General features: G+C 61.6%; 17 protein-coding genes. 2 read left to right on the top strand and 15 right to left on the bottom strand.

Annotated elements, in window-relative coordinates; all coding sequences use genetic code 11:
* Window position 1 precedes the first annotated feature (1 nt).
* The 4 genes from lepA to gpr all read right to left on the bottom strand — a co-directional run bounded on the left by lepA (window position 2) and on the right by gpr (window position 5,763).
* Window positions 2-1,843 carry a translation elongation factor 4 gene (gene lepA / locus JI721_RS13765; protein ID WP_274455439.1) on the bottom strand — a complete coding sequence of 614 codons (1,842 nt, stop codon included), beginning with the start codon at window positions 1,841-1,843 and terminating at the stop codon, window positions 2-4.
* A 149-nt stretch (window positions 1,844-1,992) separates the two neighbouring features.
* Window positions 1,993-2,631 (bottom strand): hypothetical protein, encoded by a 639-nt coding sequence (locus tag JI721_RS13760; protein ID WP_274455438.1) that lies wholly within the window; start codon window positions 2,629-2,631, stop codon window positions 1,993-1,995.
* A 269-nt stretch (window positions 2,632-2,900) separates the two neighbouring features.
* The gene (locus JI721_RS13755; protein ID WP_274455437.1) at window positions 2,901-4,526 is read right to left on the bottom strand and encodes an MDR family MFS transporter; all 1,626 of its coding nucleotides are present in this window, start codon (window positions 4,524-4,526) and stop codon (window positions 2,901-2,903) included.
* Between the two features lie 220 nt (window positions 4,527-4,746).
* The gene (gpr, locus tag JI721_RS13750; RefSeq protein WP_274455436.1) at window positions 4,747-5,763 is read right to left on the bottom strand and encodes a GPR endopeptidase; all 1,017 of its coding nucleotides are present in this window, start codon (window positions 5,761-5,763) and stop codon (window positions 4,747-4,749) included.
* A gap of 104 nt (window positions 5,764-5,867) precedes the next feature.
* On the opposite strand from gpr, the gene rpsT reads away from it, so the two are divergent.
* Window positions 5,868-6,149: a 30S ribosomal protein S20 gene (gene rpsT, locus JI721_RS13745; protein WP_274455435.1), complete on the top strand. Its 282-nt coding sequence runs from the start codon at window positions 5,868-5,870 to the stop codon at window positions 6,147-6,149.
* A 113-nt stretch (window positions 6,150-6,262) separates the two neighbouring features.
* Here rpsT and JI721_RS13740 read toward each other — a convergent pair whose 3' ends face one another.
* The 6 genes from JI721_RS13740 to JI721_RS13715 form a co-directional block, all read right to left on the bottom strand.
* Entirely contained in the window at window positions 6,263-6,505 is a 243-nt protein-coding gene (locus tag JI721_RS13740) for an alpha/beta-type small acid-soluble spore protein (protein ID WP_274455434.1), read from the bottom strand.
* A gap of 67 nt (window positions 6,506-6,572) precedes the next feature.
* Window positions 6,573-7,604, bottom strand: coding sequence for a DNA polymerase III subunit delta (gene holA, locus JI721_RS13735; protein WP_274455433.1), 1,032 nt, complete (start codon window positions 7,602-7,604; stop codon window positions 6,573-6,575).
* Between the two features lie 20 nt (window positions 7,605-7,624).
* Entirely contained in the window at window positions 7,625-8,809 is a 1,185-nt protein-coding gene (locus tag JI721_RS13730) for an NAD(P)/FAD-dependent oxidoreductase (protein ID WP_274455432.1), read from the bottom strand.
* A 125-nt stretch (window positions 8,810-8,934) separates the two neighbouring features.
* On the bottom strand, window positions 8,935-10,497 hold the full coding sequence (locus JI721_RS13725) for a ComEC/Rec2 family competence protein (RefSeq protein ID WP_274455431.1): 1,563 nt from the start codon (window positions 10,495-10,497) through the stop codon (window positions 8,935-8,937).
* 59 nt (window positions 10,498-10,556) lie between these two features.
* Complete coding sequence (locus JI721_RS13720; RefSeq protein ID WP_274455430.1) at window positions 10,557-11,669, bottom strand: transglutaminase domain-containing protein; 1,113 nt, start codon at window positions 11,667-11,669, stop codon at window positions 10,557-10,559.
* Window positions 11,670-11,722: 53 nt separating this feature from the next.
* Window positions 11,723-12,583 (bottom strand): helix-hairpin-helix domain-containing protein, encoded by an 861-nt coding sequence (locus JI721_RS13715; protein ID WP_274455429.1) that lies wholly within the window; start codon window positions 12,581-12,583, stop codon window positions 11,723-11,725.
* Window positions 12,584-12,745: 162 nt separating this feature from the next.
* Between JI721_RS13715 and mntR the strand changes: the two genes are divergently transcribed.
* Window positions 12,746-13,186 (top strand): transcriptional regulator MntR, encoded by a 441-nt coding sequence (gene mntR, locus JI721_RS13710; RefSeq protein ID WP_274455428.1) that lies wholly within the window; start codon window positions 12,746-12,748, stop codon window positions 13,184-13,186.
* A gap of 63 nt (window positions 13,187-13,249) precedes the next feature.
* Here mntR and rsfS read toward each other — a convergent pair whose 3' ends face one another.
* The 5 genes from rsfS to JI721_RS13685 all read right to left on the bottom strand — a co-directional run bounded on the left by rsfS (window position 13,250) and on the right by JI721_RS13685 (window position 17,072).
* Window positions 13,250-13,603, bottom strand: coding sequence for a ribosome silencing factor (gene rsfS, locus JI721_RS13705; protein WP_274455427.1), 354 nt, complete (start codon window positions 13,601-13,603; stop codon window positions 13,250-13,252).
* On the bottom strand, window positions 13,600-14,169 hold the full coding sequence (gene yqeK, locus JI721_RS13700) for a bis(5'-nucleosyl)-tetraphosphatase (symmetrical) YqeK (protein ID WP_274455426.1): 570 nt from the start codon (window positions 14,167-14,169) through the stop codon (window positions 13,600-13,602). The genes rsfS and yqeK overlap by 4 nt, the downstream gene beginning before the upstream one ends.
* Window positions 14,166-14,825: a nicotinate (nicotinamide) nucleotide adenylyltransferase gene (gene nadD, locus JI721_RS13695; RefSeq protein WP_274455425.1), complete on the bottom strand. Its 660-nt coding sequence runs from the start codon at window positions 14,823-14,825 to the stop codon at window positions 14,166-14,168. Before nadD ends, yqeK begins: the two co-directional genes overlap by 4 nt.
* Before the next feature lie 157 nt (window positions 14,826-14,982).
* Window positions 14,983-15,852, bottom strand: a complete 870-nt coding sequence (locus JI721_RS13690) for a shikimate dehydrogenase (RefSeq protein WP_274455424.1) — start codon at window positions 15,850-15,852, stop codon at window positions 14,983-14,985.
* Window positions 15,853-15,920: 68 nt separating this feature from the next.
* Window positions 15,921-17,072, bottom strand: a complete 1,152-nt coding sequence (locus JI721_RS13685; RefSeq protein ID WP_274455423.1) for a GTPase — start codon at window positions 17,070-17,072, stop codon at window positions 15,921-15,923.
* Window positions 17,073-17,095 lie beyond the last annotated feature (23 nt).

Raw genomic sequence — 17,095 nt, 5'->3', positions numbered from 1 at the left:
ATCACTCCATCTTCAGAACGGCCATGAATGCCTCCTGCGGCACCTCGACACTGCCGACCTGCTTCATCCGCTTCTTGCCTTCCTTCTGCTTCTCCAGCAGCTTGCGCTTGCGCGTGATGTCCCCGCCGTAGCACTTGGCGAGCACATTCTTTCGCATCGCGCGAATCGTCTCGCGCGCGACCACCCGGTTCCCAATCGCCGCCTGAATCGGCACTTCAAACATCTGCCGTGGAATCAGTTCCTTTAATTTTTCGCACAGCACACGCCCGCGGTTGTACGCCTTGTCGCGGTGAACAATGAACGACAGTGCGTCCACAGCCTCGCCATTCAAGAGAATGTCCATCTTCACCAAGTCGGACGGCTGGTAGCCGATGAGCTCGTAATCCAGGGACGCGTACCCCTTGGTGGACGACTTCAGCCGGTCGAAGAAGTCGTAGACAATTTCCGACAGTGGCAACTCGTAGACGACCGTCACCCGGGTCTGGTCCAAATACTGCATATCCTTGTAAATGCCGCGCTTCTCCTGGCACAGCTCCATGACGGCGCCGACAAAGTCGTTCGGCACGATGATGGAGGCCTTGACATAGGGTTCCTCCACATGGTCGATGCGGTCGCCGGCCGGCATGTTGGTCGGATTGTCGATCTCGACCATCGTCCCGTCCGTCAGGTACACACGGTAGACCACACTGGGCGCGGTGGTGATGAGCGTCAGGTTGTACTCCCGCTCCAGCCGCTCCTGCACGATTTCCATGTGCAAAAGCCCAAGGAACCCGCAGCGGAAACCAAACCCGAGGGCGCTCGAGGTTTCGGGCTCGTACGTGAGCGCAGCGTCATTGAGCTCCAGCTTCTCAAGCGCGTCCCGCAGGTCATGGTAGTCGTTGCTGTCGACAGGATACAGGCCGCAGAACACCATGGGGTTCGCCTTCCGATACCCCGGCAGGGCACTGGCGGCCGGACGCTCGGCGGACGTAATGGTGTCCCCCACCCGAGCGTCCCGCACATTTTTGATGCTCGCCGCCAGGTACCCGACCTCGCCCGCTGACAGACTGTCGACTGTCGACATCCGCGGCCGAAAGACCCCCACTTCCGTCACTTCAAATTCCGCCCCGGTTGCCATCATGCGAATGCGCATGCCCGGTTTGACTTCGCCGTTCATCACGCGAATATAGGTGATGACCCCGCGGTATGGGTCGTAGTGCGAGTCGAAGATGAGCGCCTGCAAGGGCGCCCCGGCGTCCCCCTGCGGCGGCGGCACCTTGGTCACAATTTGCTCCAGGATTTCCTCGATGCCAACGCCCGTCTTCGCCGAGGCCAGTACCGCTTCACTGGCGTCTAGCCCAATGATGTCTTCGATTTCCTGTTTCACACGGTCCGGGTCGGCGCTTGGCAAGTCGATTTTGTTGATGACGGGCAGGATTTCCAGGTCGTTCTCGAGCGCCAGATAGACATTGGCCAGGGTCTGCGCCTCAATGCCCTGGGCCGCGTCGACGACCAAGAGCGCCCCTTCGCAGGCCGCCAGGCTGCGCGAAACTTCGTACGTGAAGTCGACGTGGCCAGGCGTATCAATCAGGTTCAGCTCGTACTCCTCACCGTCCTTGGCGCGGTAGTACAGACGAACCGCCTGCAGCTTGATGGTAATGCCGCGCTCCCGCTCGAGATCCATCTGGTCGAGCAGCTGCTCCTGCATTTCCCGCTGCGAGACTGCGCCGGTAAACTCCAGGATGCGGTCGGCGAGCGTGGATTTGCCGTGATCGATATGGGCGATGATGGAGAAATTCCGAATCCGTTGTTGTCGGTCCTGCAACGCCAAGTGTCCTCCCTGGGCGATTGGCCGGCGCCGCATGGGCGTAAGCCGCTCTGCCGCTTCTATGAAAGGGCCGCGCACGAAGGCGCGGCTGCCGCGATTTGCTGTGACACATTATAGCACCACGCGCACGAACATACCATGCCCCGCGCGCGTACCCCCCGCTCAGACGAACAGCTGGGAGACGGTCATTGGATTGCGCCCGTCTCGGCGCCGCTGCCCGCGGACGCGGCGGAAGATGCAGGCGCATCGTTTTGCTCGAGGAAGAGCGTATTGATGACTCCAGCGAGCATGCGGCCAAAGGCACTTTGCACGCGGTTTCCGACCGTGATGCCGCCCCCGTCGATGGCACCCATGATGGGGCTGCTCATGTGGTCCAGCTGGTTGTTGAGTTTGTCGATCACGCTGGGCGCCGGCTGCGCGGAGGACTCACTCCACCCAGCCTCCCCGTACGCCCCGTATGCACCCGTGTCCCCATACAGCTGGCCGTCGTCTGCCGCTGCACTGCTGGCGGGCGAGGCCGCGCTGCCGGCGGACGGGGCTACACTGCCGGCGGACGGCGCTGCGGTACCCGTCGTGGAACTCCCCGACCCGGCCGCCGTCGTCTGGGCCGCGTCAGACTGTGACTGCGTCTGCGCTGTGGCGTTGGAGAGTGCGGAGATCCCGGCCGCCAACAGACTGAAGGCAGCCGCCCCCCCGCCGATGAGCACCCCCAGAAACAACGTCATCGCCAGCGCCCGCTTGAGCATTTGGCGAATCCAATCCTTGTGAAAACCGCCGCGGCGCGCTGCGTCGACGGCTTGGTGTGAACTCTTCGCGCCACTCATTCATATCAACCCCTTATCGTGACCCGCCTTGGCCATCCCATGCACAGCGGGTATCCTACTAAGGATTCATATGAATGAATTTGATAGATTATCACGCGCGCACCGTGAAAACGTTGTGACCAGGAAGCATCAGGAGGTCGATGACGCCCCATGTCAAAACGGTCGCCCGAGGTGTCCCCGGGCGACCGCAAAGCTGCTATCGTCGTCTGCTTTTCGGTTCCGCCGCCGCGTGCCGGCGTTCCGATACGCGGCCACATGAAGCCGTCACGTTACTCTGTCGCGGCCGTGGAAGCCTTCGTCTGGTCGCCCGCGTCTTCGAAGTACTCCTGGCCCTTCAGTTTCGCTTCCGGCAGGAAGAAGGTCGCGATGAAGCACAGAATGGCGAAGACCAACCCAACCTCGAACAACCGGTGGATCCCGAACGTCAACGACACCTTCACCGCATGCATGAGCTGCAGATACAATTGATGTCCGGCTGCGCCGAATTTGCTGAAGTCGGACGCAATGGACTGCTGCGCCTGCTTCGTCAACAGCTGCTGGGGATTAATTCCCGCCAATTTCGACTGGTATTGCTTCAACGTCGCGGGCATCGCCGTGGTCAACTTGTGCGCAAACGCCTTGTTCAACACGGACCCAAAAATCGGTGACGCAATGACGCCGCCGAGCGAACCGACGAACTGCTGCGTCGAGTTGACCGTCCCCATCATGCGGTAAGGGAACGCGTTTTGCACAGCAAGGTTCATCATCGGCATCAGCGATCCGATGCCAAGGCCGAGGACAACCATGTTCACGACAACCGTCGGCCACGTGGTGTTGATGTTCATCCGATTGAGCAGGAACGACCCGACGATGATGACCGCCGCACTGACAATCCCAAGCACCTTGTAGCGGCCGGTCTTCGAGGTAATCTGACCGGAGGCCATGGACCCGATGATAAACCCAATCATCATCGGTGCCATAACCCACCCGCTGCTCTGTGCGTTCAGGCCAATGACACCCTGCACGTAAATGGGCAGGAACATCAAGCTCCCAAACATCGTCATGCCCACCAGCACGCCGAGGATGAGCGACGTGGTAAACGTGCGGTTTTTGAACAACACCGGGGTCAGAATCGGATCCGACGCCCGCCGCTCCCAGAGAATAAACAGCACCAACACGATGGCGCCGCCGATGAACAGGGTCAGCTCAACCGGAGAGCCCCACGCGTACTTGCTGCCAGCCCACGTGAGCCCGAGCAAAATCGGCAGCAGGCCAACCACCAGAATGACCGACCCGAACCAGTCCACTTTGACCTGATGCTCGGCGCGAACCCGGGGCAGCGTGAACAGCACGCCGATGATGGCCAGCACCGCAAAGGGCAGGTTGATGTAAAACACCCAGCGCCACGAGAACGTGTCCGTGATCCACCCGCCGAGCGCGGGGCCGATGATACTGGACAGGCCGAACACGCCCATCATGACGCCCATCCACCGGCCGCGTTCCTTCGGATCAAAGATGTCGCCGACCGTCGCGCGCGGCATGCTCATCATCGCACCCGCTCCGATGCCCTGGAAGGCACGCGCCCAAATCAATTCCATCATGGTATGCGCCTGACCGGACACCGCGGAGCCGATACCGAACATAATGAGACCAAACAAATAAAACGGCTTACGTCCGAACACATCCGACAGTTTTCCGTAAATCGGCACCGTCACCGACGACGCCATCATATACGCGCTGAACACCCAGGCGTACAGCGAAAAACCTTTCAAATCGCTGATGATGGTCGGCATGGCGGTCGACACGACGGTTTGGTCCATCGATGAGAAAAACATCGTCAACAACACGGTTGCCAGTGCCCACCACTTGCGCTGGCCCGTAATTCGATTTGTTGTCTGTACTGCTGCAGTTGCCACCAGACGAAACCTCGCTTTTCCTAAGACAGAGTCCTGCTTCCCTGGGCGACCCGTGTACAATCCTTCCGACGTCCGCAGGGAAGCAGTCTTGGCGCACAAAGGTATGGGTCGTGCGCTATCTACGAATGTATTTTAACACGATAAATATTTAACAGTCAAATAAAACTTCTCGTGAATCACGAACCGGCCCGTCACTCCATGTATGATCATACGTTCCATATTAATGCGTCAAGACGTCCGCGTCTTCGCTGGTCATCCCGGGGTGAAGCGCGAGATTCAACCCCTTGGCGACCACGTGCGCGGTGTCGTCAATGAACTCGTCGATTTCTTTGGGTGTCACCATCAAATTGTCACCCAGCGGCTCCAGCACTTCTCGAATCATCTGCCACTTCTCCTCTGGGCTGAACTGGTCGAAAATCTTGGTCGCCCCATTGTTCGGAACGGACGACCGGAGCTGCCCCAGCAGCAGTTCCATGCTGTCGTTCGCAATCGTGGAAGCGTCCACGACGGTCGGAACGCCCACCGCGATGACGGGAATGCCCAATGTTTCCCGATTCAACGCTTTCCGTTTGTTCCCTACCCCGGCACCCGGGTTGATCCCGGTATCCGCAATTTGAATGGTCGCGTTCACGCGCGAGAGCGAGCGCGCGGCGAGCGCATCGATGGCCACCACCAAATCCGGCTTCACGTGCTCCACAATCCCCTGGACGATTTCGCTCGTCTCGATGCCAGTGATGCCCAGCACGCCCGGGGCCACACCGCTGACCGTGCGGTACCCTTCGCCAATCGCCTCCGGCATGTAATGAAACAGGTGTCTTGTCACAAACAGACGATTCATCACCAACGGCCCCAATGCATCCGGTGTCACATGTGAATTCCCCAAGCCGACCACCAGCACGGAGCCGTCTTCCGGAATATCAATGAGTTGCTGCAGCTCTTTGGCCAGGTGCGCTGCGACCTCATCCTGTAATGCCGGATCGCGGCGGCGGATCCCCGGCACATCCAGTGTAATGTAGGTCCCAGGGGGTTTGCCAATCGCCCGCGCCCCTTCCACCGTGCGCACGTGAACGCGGGTGATGCGAAAATTCTCCAGCTCTTCCACGGATTCATCGATGCCGCGCAGGTTGGGTGCGGCCGCACGCGCCAGTTCGTGCGCCTCCACCGCGAGGTCCGTTCGCGGGCTGAAGGTTTGCGGGACGGCCTCAAACGGTTCCCTTGGGTCATCGGTACGACTCATGCGCTGTCTCCTCCTCTCGAAATGGACGAAAGTGTTGCGACTGCGGCAATCAGTGTGGTATAGTCGAATCTGTCTGCAAGAAGGGATGTCAAGGAGGTGAAACCATGCCCAATATCAAGTCCGCGGAAAAACGCGTCCGTACGACAGCCAAAAGGTCGCTGCGGAATACCTCCTTGCGTTCGGCGTTGCGCACGACCTTGAAGAAGTTCGAAGCAACGCTCAACCAAAACGATGTTGAACAGGCTCGTCTGGCACTTCGCATTGCCACCCGGGCATTGGACAAGGCGGCGACCAAGGGAATTATCCACCGCAATACGGCCAGCCGCAAAAAGTCCCGTTTGACGCGCCGATTCAATGCGGTCACGAAGCAGTCTGCCGCAGAGTAACCGGAATCCGTATGGCCATACCGAAAGCGTGTGCCATATCACCAGAGGGCTGTCCCAACACGGGGCAGCCCTTTGCTTGTTCCAAATGACCTGCACGCTGGGCTTGCGGCTGGTCAGGAGTGCGGGTCGGACAACCCCTGCTCGGCGGACAACTCCTGCTCGGCGATTTCAATCAGCTTCCGCACCATGCTCCCGCCGATTTCACCGCCCATCTCGCCAGCCTGGCGGGTCGTCAGGTTCCCCTTGTCTGCCGTATTCGCATACGGAACGGAAGCCGGGTCCACGACCTGCCCTCTCAGACGATCCATCGCCGCGCGCGCTTCAGGCACCAAGAGACGCCTGCGTCTGCGTGCCATGCCTTCGCCCCCTTATGAGCATCGTTCCCCTGCCCGAACCCACCGCTGCGTGCGGTGTCAGGCTCACTCACGTGTAACTTGCCCGGGTATGGCGGTTTTCACGCGCGGCGGCAAATTCCAGCACCAGCCACTCTACGGTCTGGTGCGGATCGCGGCGCCCCTGCTTTAGCGCGAGTTCCGCATCCGCCACGAGCAGCAGCATGTCTTCGATTTGTCCGAGCGACAAGCCGCGTGCCTGTTCGGCCGCGATCTTCATCGCAAACGGAGGCGCCCCGGCAAGGGCCGCTGTGTCCCGCGGGTGCTCATGCGTCTGTGCGGCGCGGCCCGCGTACCAAATCAGCCGCCACTGGCGGCCGAGCAGCGCAATCACCGCAAACGGGTCGATGCCGGCAATCCACAGGTCGTCCACCGCATCGAGCGCGGCCTTCACTTGCCCCTTGACCGCGAGGTCAATCCAGTGAAAAATGTCGTCCTCAGAAGGGGCCGCCACGAGCGTTTGAACATCCTCCACTTGAATGGTCCGCCCCCACGCGTACACATGAAGCTTCTCGAGTTCCGTCATCGCGACAGACAAACGCTGCGTCCGGCGGACCAGCTCCGCAATTGCATCCGATGTCACGTCGATCGCCAAACGTCGCGCCATCTGCTGCACCAGCGCCGCGGCTGCGTGCGCTGCAGGCGTGCTGCAGTCCACCACCACGTGCTTCTTGGCCAGCTTGACGAGCTTCTTGCGCTCGTCCAATTTTTCTCCCAGCGCCGTCAGGATGAGGATATTCCCGCCCTGGATGGGATTGGCCAGATACGCTTCCAGCAGGGTGGTGTCGTGCTTCCCGGACTTCGCCTTCCCAGGCGGCAGCAGCGCCGTACAGTTCTCCAGGACCTGCACACTGGATGACGCAAACAAGGACACCGTCTCACAGCCTGCGAGCGCAGCTTCGGCACCGTCGTCTTCAAAAGAAGAGCGGTTCAGGTCAACCGGCTGGCCTGTTGCCTCAGCCAGCCTGTCCCGAACCGCCTCAATGAACCTTCGCATGAGCCAAGGTTCCGTGCCGAGCAGCACATACACTGGAGACAGCGGCTTCGTTTGCAGGTCCTTCATCGCTGTCTGCCAATCCTGCATTAAATGTGCACAACCTCTCCTGTTTTGTCCGCTACCAGGCGAAGTCCGCCAAGCTCCCAGAGGTACTCCACTTTCGTCGCTTCTTTCGCAAGTCCAGCGGCGACGCCTTTCACCGGAATCCCGAACGCGTCTCCGACGCCCACTTCCGGCCCCAGCGATGCCAGGGTTCCTTTGTTCTTCAGGGTGAGCATGCGCATTGGCTGTCCGTGAATGTGCGAACTGACGTTGTCACCGATGACCTTCCCCATCTGCATGGCCGCCTGCGCGGTGGGCGGTACCGGCTTGCCTTCTGCGTCCTCGCACCAGGCGCTGTCGCCGCCGATGAAAATCCGTTCGTCATCGACAGACTGCAGATAGGCGTTGACCTTTGCCTTGCCGCGGCGGTCGACGGTGAAGCCTGCTTCCGCCAACAGCGGATTGGCGCGGACACCGCCGGTCCAGATGATGGTTCCCGCACGAATGGGCTCAGCGCCATCCACGTGCAGCACACCCGGCTCCGCCTTGACGATTTTCGTATTCGTCCGCAGCGTCGCGCCGCGTTCCGTCAACGTCTGGACAGCCACCTCGCGGAGCGTCGCAGAGACTTGCGGGAGAATGTTCGGCATGGCTTCGACGTTCTGCAGGTCGACGAGGGACGGGTTCACCCCGTACTTCACGCAGAGCTTCGGCACCCAGTCCAGCAATTCGCCGAGCAGTTCAATGCCGGTCAGCCCGCCGCCGCCAACGACAATGCGCAAGTGCGTTTCATCGCCGTCCGACAAGTAGGCCTGAAACTGTTGTTCAATGTGATTTCGAATATGCGCGGCCGTATCCACGTTGCGCAGCACCAAGCTGTTTTCCTTCAGACCTTCAATGCCAAAGTATTCCGGAACCCAACCCAGGGTAATAATGAGGTAGTCGAAGCTGTATTCGCCCGACTTGCCGACCACCACCCGGCGTTCGCGATCGATCTTCGTCACTTCGTCCACAATCACTTCGGACGTTGGCTTGCGCAGCACGTCTTTGATTTGCACGGTGTAATGGGTCGGTTCGCCGCGGCCGCCCGCCGCTTCGTGCAGGAGTGTCGTGAAATAGTGGTATGGGTCTTTGTTCACCATGGTGAACGGTTCAGACACTCTTTCAAGACGGGTGGCCGCCAGCATGCCGGCGTACCCCGCGCCAATAATTAAAATCCGATTGCTCATCAACGCTCGCCCTCTCCACTGATGATGGTCTGCATGTTTACCATGCGCGATCTGAAAACCGTCCATCCCCAACCGCATTGTCCAGATATTGGCGATGGTGCGCGGTTTTTGCCGCACATATTGTATCACAACTTGGGCGGCGAGTTGCCACCGCGGCGGACGGAGGTTTGCCATAAGATTGACAAACACAGTCCGCACCCGTAGAAACCGAGCACGAACCAGTCCGCATGCGGCACAGGAGCAGTCGTCACCAGCGCCTTCGGCCGGGCGGCCATAAAGTTCGCGACGGACAAAACGACCGTCAGCAGCTGGTCGCACAATTGGGCGAAACCGATCGCGACTGGCATCAGCGCGGGCCAGCCAAGTGCCGCAAGCGAGACGAGCATGTACCCGGCGGACAGCGGCAGCAGGAACATGAGCACCGGTTCGACCAACAAGTTGGTGAGAAACGCATAGGGGGTCACCTGTTGAAATAAGACCAGCGTGAGCGGCGCGAGCGCAAACTCGATGACGAGCGAGGAAATCAGGGTGCTTTGCAGATGGGACCACAAGCTGCGGCACACCGCCATGATGGGCCGCGTGTTCGCTCGGCGGCGAGGGTGCCGGCTGGCATGCATGCCAAACGCCAGCGCCGCGGTCGCGACGAACGACAACAGGGCGCTCGGCGTGCTCATTTCGGATGGCTGCCAAATCGACATGACGAAGGCCGACATGCTCAGTCCGTCCAGCATCGCGACAGGGCGGCTGAACGCGCGGCCGAGATGGCGGTAACTCGACATGATGGCCGCGCGCACGATGGACGCCCCAAACCCAGCGAGCGCCGCAAACCCCCAGGCAAAGGCGATGAGGCTGAGAGTCCAGCCGACCGCCGGCAGGTGCAGCCGCCGCCACAATGGTCCGGCGATACGTGCGAGTGCCGATTCAATCAGCATAATGTTGGCGCCGCTGGCCGCCAGCACGTGCAGCAAGCCTGCGGCGAGGAAGGTCTGCTGCTCCGCGCCGGACACGTTCTCTCCGCCAAACACCACACTCTCGAGCAAGGTCTTCTCGTCGGTGGTCCCGGCCGGGACCGCGGCAACAGCGCGATCGACCTCCGCCCGCATGCGCGACAGAAGCGAGCTTGACACAGGCTGGTCCGTCAGGCACTTGCCTTGAAACGTGTAGTCGATGCCCGCCTTTGCGAGCTCACGCTGCAGGGGCATGCCTTTCGACGTTTGCGCCTGCGGGTAGACGAGGACACCCGACAACGTCACCGTATCCCCGGCATGAAACGAGCCGTCGTCGGCCGTCCCCCAAAGGGGCCACTCTGCGCTGACCTGACAGCGGTGGGTTTGACCATCCGCCACCATTCGGTCGATTTGCAGGTCCAGCACTTCGCCGCCCGTCACCGCTTTGAGCGACGACACGCGCGCGTCGAACTGCGCCGGCTGCCCGAGCCAGCGGTCGACTTGCGTCGGCACCAGGCTGACCCGCCAACCGCCGTAACCGATGCCGAGGCTGGCAACAAGCGCCAGGACGATGCTTTTCCGCAGCCAGGTCCGCCACGGTTCCATGCGCCGCACGGGCTGGCGCACCGCTAGCGAGCTGGTCCGCCACCGGTCGACGAGACAGGCCGCGGCAGCCCAACCCAACAGCAGCATGAGAACGGGGGCAAGCGCCGGCCATCCACGCTTGCCCCCGAGTGACAAACCATAACCCATCGTAAATACGAAGAGGCAGACAACGGTCTGCCGGAAGCGCCAGACGTTCAGGCACCTGCCCCCGAAATGGTAATCGCGATTTGCTGGATGTGCGTCTGACTGAAGTTCGGCGCGTCAAACCACGCGTCCTGCTGCGAGCCCCAAGTCGTATCCACGGGAATCCAGGTTTGAGAAGACGGCAGCCACACCTGATTCCACGCGTGCGAGCCGTACTGCCCGGGGGTTCCGCCGAGGCCTTCATCAATCTGCACCGTCAGGCCCACGGAATGCGCCATGTCAGCGTACAGGAGTGCGTAGTCCGCGCAGACGCCCTTGCCCGTCTCGAGGGTTTGCAGGGGAGACTGCTGATCCCACTTTCCGTGGTATACGTAATCATCATATTTTTTCCAGTCGTAATGGATGTGGTGAATTTCCCATTCGTAGAGCGCATACGCTTTGCCGCGCGCCGTTGTTTGGCCGGCGACAATTTGCTTGGCGAGCGACGACACTTGTTTCGGCACCACCAGTACGCCGCGTTCCTGTCCAACCCCCGTGGGTATGACGAACATGTTGATGTTCTTCGACAACGGCTCCAGCGCCCCTTGCGCGTACACCGGCAGTTCTCGCGTCGTCAAGGGTCGAATCCACGGGTCATACAGCGTCTGCCGCAAGTACTGATAGGGACCGGAGGTTTTGGCCGCGCTGGCCAGAATGGGTACCGACAGGTACTGCAAGACCACGTAGACCAGTCCGCCGAGCACAATCACCCGGGCCGCACCAACCACGGCGCCCAAGCCGCCGCCGAGCAGCCGGCTCTTGCCCAACATCCCCGGAATCAACCGCGGAACGAGCACCGCGAGGCCCTGCAGCAAGCTGTTGAGAATGCTGGAGACAACGAGATACACAATAAAAAACACGATGGCCCTTGCGATGCCGGGCGCCTGCTGCCACACCTGCAGCACCTGCATCACAACATGGGGAAGGGTTTGCACCTTGGCATGCGTCGCCAGGTTGGACAAGCGGGCGCTGCCCACCCAAGCGGCCCACAGCGCAGCGATGCCGACGGCCACCGAGATCAACTGCGCGATGACGACCCCCATCTCCGTTGCGAACCGCCGTTTCGCGCCCCAGACGACAGACCAGAGCAAAATCACGGCAAAAGCAATTGTCATCCAATTCATGTGCACACCCCTCACCTCCCCATACCTTTGCGATGTGCACCCGCCGTTTCTGTCTACCCATTGTACGTGGTGGATGAAGACTGTGCACGTCCCACATACAAATACGGCGCAATATGCGAATAGATGGTCGGACCGATGCCGTGAACGTCTTGAACCGCCTGCACACTGGGAAAAGGTCCGTGCGCCGTGCGATAGGCGAGAATGGCCGCCGCCCGGGTCGGACCGATGTCGGGCAGCGTCTCCAGGGTCGCAAGGTCGGCCGTGTTCAAGTCAATTTGCTGCGTACCCGGCCCCGGTGCAGAGGCACCTGCGCCACTCGAACCGCCCGCCGGCGCCGCCAAAGCGCTGCTCGCAGTTGACGCACCGCCACTGCCCTCGCCGCCCGCGCCTGCGGGGGGAGCTGCGGGGGACGGCGCCGCCGAACCGGAAGCTGGAATCACCACCTCTGTCCCATCGTTCAACGGCGCAGCCTCGTTCACGTTCTGCGCGTCCGCCGCATGCAGGTAGCCGCCCGCTGCCTGCACAGCATCCTTGACGCGCGCGTTCGGAGCCAGCGTATACACGCCCGGATGGTGTACGTCCCCCTGGATGTCGATCACGATGCCATTCGCCGCCTCACTCGCCTCGCCGCCCTGAGGCGCACGCACAGACCCCGCCTGTGCGCCGCTGTTGGCGGCAGATGCCCCCGCGGCCCCTGCACCTGCCGGGGAACTGTGCAAGAAAAACGAGACGCCCGCGCAGACCAGGGTCCCCAAGACAAAGGCCGCGGCGTACCCCGCCCTGCGCTGCCGCCGCCGAGGCCCTTCACCAGACACAGCGCCGGGCCCGAGCGGCACCTCCCCATCCAACGGCTCAAGCGGCGCATCGCCGTCCATCCAGGTTTCGTCTTTCTGGCCGTCTTCCCACAGGTCCATGTGCCGATCGCCTCCCCGCTTGTTCATGTGGATTCGCGGCGACGCAAACGGACCCCTGTTTCCCAGACAGTCGATTCGAAATGACTTTGTAAACCACATTCAATTGTCACAACCGGCTTGTGTCGTGTAAGATGAAATAACCACGGTACGGAGGTTATGAAATTGCTGACGCCAAGCATGGAAGACTATCTGGAAAAAATTTACGAGTTGATGCATGACAAGGGCTACGCCCGTGTCTCGGACATTGCTTCCTCGCTTGAAGTCCAGCCGTCATCCGTGACCAAAATGCTGCAGAAGCTCGACGAAAATCAGTACGTCACCTACGAGAAGTACCGGGGCATCATTTTAACTTCACGGGGACAGCGGCTCGGCAAGCAGATGAAGGAGCGGCACCGCATGTTGGCCGAGTTCCTGCGCATGCTCGATGTCGGTGAGGAGACCATTCAAAAAGACGTGGAGGGGATTGAACACCACGTCAGTCCAAGAACGCTCGATTCGCTGCAGGCCCTGGTCATGTTTTTCGAACAAAACGCCGATTGTCTGGCCCAGTTTCAAGTCTTCTGCAGCCAGCGCGCAGAGCAAAACCGGGCCGATGAAACCTGACGGCAAAAAACCGCCGCCTTCGACCGGATGTGAACCGGCGGAACACCGGCCGCAGCTGGAAGGTTACTGGATGTCAAGCGGGATTTGCCGCGCATCTCCCCACAGTCGTTCCAGGTGATAAAAGTCGCGGTCTTCCTCCCGAAACACGTGCACCACAAGGTCTCCAAAGTCCAGCAAAACCCACCGGGCTTCATCCAACCCTTCTGTGCCTTTGCAGGGGACGCCCAGCTCTCCCAAGCGATCACGCACCGCCTTGGCCACGGCTTCAATCTGCGTACCAGACTTGGCAGAACAAATCACGAAACAGTCTGCGATGGGTGTCAGTTCATGGATGTCCAGCACAACAATGTCCTGCGCCTTCTTGTCTGCCGCCGCGCTCGCTGCCTGCAGTGCAATTTGGTCGATCGATTGGATCATTCAGCTTCCTCCCTGGTTTTCTCCAAAAATTCATTGCGCGCCATCACGGTCAACGTGAAAATGGGCTGCTGCCGGTCAATCAAATAACGCAAGGTCGCGTCGAATGATTTCAGCAAGGCCAGGTCCAGGCTCTTTTGGGCCGCCGCTCGCAGTTCCTCGACGCCAGGGTACGCCCGGCCCGGTTCAATCGCGTCCGCCAGACAAATGATTTTCTCCAGTGTCGACATCCCGACGCGCCCCGTCGTGTGAAACCGGATGGCATTCGCCACATCCTCGTCGACACCGTACCATTCCACCGCGAACGAAGCCGCAATCGGTCCATGCAGCAGCGCGGGAATCAACCCGAACCCGCTGGGAATTTCGATGTTCTCGGCAGCGTGCTTGAGCCGCTCGACGGACCACTCGCGCGCCAAGTCGTGCAGCCAGGCCGCCGTGCGCGCCCGAGCGGGATCGACCCCATAGCGCTCCGCCAGCTGCGCCGCTGTCTGCACGACCCCTTCCACGTGTGCAAAGCGCGCAGGGCTCAATTCCTGGCGAACCCGTTCACGAATTTCCTCTTCCTTCAAATTTGGTCTCCCCTGTTCTCCCATATGCCCTGGTTCGAGCCGGCTTCACCCCGCCACTTGCGCCAAGCGGCTTGCACGGGCTCAGGGACGAGTCCGCACACCGGCTGCCCAGCTTCCCACCTGGCTCGGATCCACGTGGAAGAGACGTCAAGAATCGGCATCTCAATGGCGGTTGCTTGAATGTGCGGCAAGTGCCGCCGCGTCTGTGCCAGCGTCGGCGCAAACGGAAAGCCGCTGCGGGCCGCCACCAAGAACGGCACCCGGCGCGTCAGCACGTCTGCCTGATGCCAGCCGGGCAGCTGCGCCAAACTGTCCGCCCCAATCAGAAAGACAAAGGATTGGGCCGGGTGCGCTTCCTGCAGGGCCTGAACGGTATCCACCGTATAGGAGGGTCTTGGCAGGTCTGCCTCAATCGTCGAAACGGCCAGCCTCGGATAGTTCGCGACAAGCGCTTCGACCAAGGCCACCCGTGTCTGGAACGGCAGCGCCAGGCGGGCTTTATGCGGAGGCTCTGGTGCCGGCAAAAACCACACCGACGCCGCACCCGTTTGCTCCAGCGCCAGCTGCGCCATCACCAGGTGACCGACATGCGGCGGATCAAACGTCCCGCCAAACAAAATCACCGCATCCTCAAACCTGCTGAGGTCATCCGCCACCCGCGACCCGTCCTTTCCCGCTCAGTATACCATATGTAAAAGTTTCATCCCGCACCGGGCCAGGGGCATGCTGCGCACAGCATTTTCCGGTGGGCCGCGCCTAGCGCACGACTTGGCGCCGCACGTGCATCACGCATCACGCATCACGCATCACGCATCACGCATCACGCGGCAGCTGCCCGCGGGCACGCAAGGCGTCCATTGCGGCCCTGCGCATCACCGATACGGGGGCTTCCTGCCCTGTCCACAACTGAAACGCCGCAGCCCCCTGACCGACCAGCATGCCGAGCCCATCCACTGTTGCAGCCCCGCGCCCGGCGGCCATCTCCAGCCAGCGCGTGCGCAAGGGTGCATAGACCATGTCCTGCACGACCTGGCCCGGGTGAAAGCCGCCATCCGTGTCGACCGGGCAGGCATCGACATGCGGCCACATCCCGACCGAGGTGGCGTTGACCACCAGGTCACTCGCATCAATCACTGCCGCGCGCTGTTCCCACGCAGCCGGGACGATGTCCAGCCTGGCTGCAAAATCCGCCGCCAGCACAGCCGTCTTTTGCCGATCACGACCGACCACCGTCACCTGGCAGGTCGGCGCGTTCAGGGCCAGTGCCGCCAGGACGGCGCGTGCGGCGCCGCCAGCCCCAATCACAGCTGCCCGCTGCCACCCAGGTTGCAGCGCCGGTTCGACGCTCCGCCACCAGCCTTCGACATCTGTGTTGTGTGCGTACAGCGGCACACCGTTCTTGTGAAACGCCAGGGTGTTGACGGCCCCCGCAAGTTTGGCCTCCGGCGACTGTTCGGAGACGAACGGAATCACCGACTGCTTGTGCGGAATCGTGATGTTCACCCCGCTCGCGCCGAGCGCGCGAAGACCGAGGACGGCGTCCTGCAGCGCCGCCGCGGGGACTGGAAACGCCAAGTACACAGCATCGAGCGAAAGCGCCCGAAATGCCGCGTTCATCATCGCAGGAGACACACTGTGCTCGACCGGATATCCGATGACACCAAACCACGCCGTCGTCCCCATGCGTTCTCCTCCTCCCAGCTCACTTGTCCATCCACCGCGCGTATCGTGCGGCCGACGCTGCTCGACCCTCACTTGTCCATGCGGCTGACATGCCCAATCAAACGCGGGCGCACACGCGCCACAACACCGTCCGGAACGTAAAGGCGCCCGGCAAAGGCGGCGCCAAACAGCGTGATCCACCCAAGTCCAGGCAGCACGATGTCCCCGCCGGCTCTGCCAATGCGAAGGCCGTCCGCGGTGCGCTGGCCTGGGTTCACCCGCGCCCGGTCGGACCACACGCGGTGCGGCTGCAACGGCCCCAGCCGCGCGCGACAGGCGGCGCAAGGAACTTGCAATAAGTCGTCCTGGTGGCTCTCCCAGAACGCGTCCGCGCGCTCCAGCTTGGTTCTGTGTACGACGAGATCGTTGCTCACGTAGCACACCACCGGTTGATGCGCCCCGGACTCGAAATCGAGGCGCGCGAAGCCGCCGAGGAACAGCGTCTGGCCGCTGTCCAGCTGATACACCCGCGGCCGCAGCCGTGTCGCTGGCACCGTGGCTTTGAGGCAGTCCGCGCACAGGAAATCCGTGACCCGGTGACCCTCGATGAGCCCGGGCGTATCCATCAACGTGAGCGTCCGCCCGCCCTGCAGGACGATCTTCGCGCGCGTCATGCCCAGTGTTGTGCCCGGCATCCGCGAGGTGGTGAACTGCGGCTTTGCATCTGGTCCGCTGCGCCGGATGAGCTGGTTGAGGAGGGTGGACTTGCCCACATTCGCCATCCCCACCACGCACACGCGCGTGCCGTCCCCGTGCGCCAGCCCGTCCATCAGTTCGCCGATGCCGCTGCCCGTGGCTGCGCTGACAAACCAGACATCCGCCACCTTGACCCCGGCGGACTCAACCACCCTGCGGATCCACTGGCGCAGCGCCTCCGGTTCGACCTCCGCCGGCAGGACATCGACCTTATTGACGGCCAAGTGGACGGCGCGGTTCGCCAACAGCGCGGCCAGATTGGGCACCAGCGAGCCGTTGATGTCAAACACGTCGAGCACGTACACAATTTGGTCGGCCTGCGCCAGCGCTTCCCGTACCACGGCTTGATAGCTGGCTTCCGGCAGTTCCACCGGCGTAAATTCGCCGTAGTGCGAAATCCGGAAACAGCGGCGGCAGACCGGGTTGGGCCGCTCCAGTGCACCCGCAGGCGCGTACCCGGGCTGATTCGGAAATTCGGTTTGCAATGTTGCGCCACATCCGGCGCAGA

It is taken from the genome of Alicyclobacillus cycloheptanicus (genome assembly GCF_028751525.1).
Classification (GTDB): Bacteria; Bacillota; Bacilli; order Alicyclobacillales; family Alicyclobacillaceae; genus Alicyclobacillus_L; species Alicyclobacillus_L cycloheptanicus.
The sequence above is the reverse complement of the archived record's forward strand: the minus strand, read 5'-3'. Positions and strand labels throughout refer to the sequence as shown.

What these genes read in the sequence shown, in the direction of transcription:
- lepA (WP_274455439.1), bottom strand. Translation starts at nt 1,843, where the DNA reads ATGCGGCGCCGGCCAATCGCCCAGGGAGGACACTTGGCGTTGCAGGAC.
- JI721_RS13760 (WP_274455438.1), bottom strand. Translation starts at nt 2,631, where the DNA reads ATGAGTGGCGCGAAGAGTTCACACCAAGCCGTCGACGCAGCGCGCCGC.
- gpr (WP_274455436.1), bottom strand. Translation starts at nt 5,763, where the DNA reads ATGAGTCGTACCGATGACCCAAGGGAACCGTTTGAGGCCGTCCCGCAA.
- rpsT (WP_274455435.1), top strand. Translation starts at nt 5,868, where the DNA reads ATGCCCAATATCAAGTCCGCGGAAAAACGCGTCCGTACGACAGCCAAA.
- JI721_RS13740 (WP_274455434.1), bottom strand. Translation starts at nt 6,505, where the DNA reads ATGGCACGCAGACGCAGGCGTCTCTTGGTGCCTGAAGCGCGCGCGGCG.
- holA (WP_274455433.1), bottom strand. Translation starts at nt 7,604, where the DNA reads ATGAAGGACCTGCAAACGAAGCCGCTGTCTCCAGTGTATGTGCTGCTC.
- JI721_RS13730 (WP_274455432.1), bottom strand. Translation starts at nt 8,809, where the DNA reads ATGAGCAATCGGATTTTAATTATTGGCGCGGGGTACGCCGGCATGCTG.
- JI721_RS13720 (WP_274455430.1), bottom strand. Translation starts at nt 11,669, where the DNA reads ATGAATTGGATGACAATTGCTTTTGCCGTGATTTTGCTCTGGTCTGTC.
- JI721_RS13715 (WP_274455429.1), bottom strand. Translation starts at nt 12,583, where the DNA reads ATGGACCTGTGGGAAGACGGCCAGAAAGACGAAACCTGGATGGACGGC.
- rsfS (WP_274455427.1), bottom strand. Translation starts at nt 13,603, where the DNA reads ATGATCCAATCGATCGACCAAATTGCACTGCAGGCAGCGAGCGCGGCG.
- JI721_RS13690 (WP_274455424.1), bottom strand. Translation starts at nt 15,852, where the DNA reads ATGGGGACGACGGCGTGGTTTGGTGTCATCGGATATCCGGTCGAGCAC.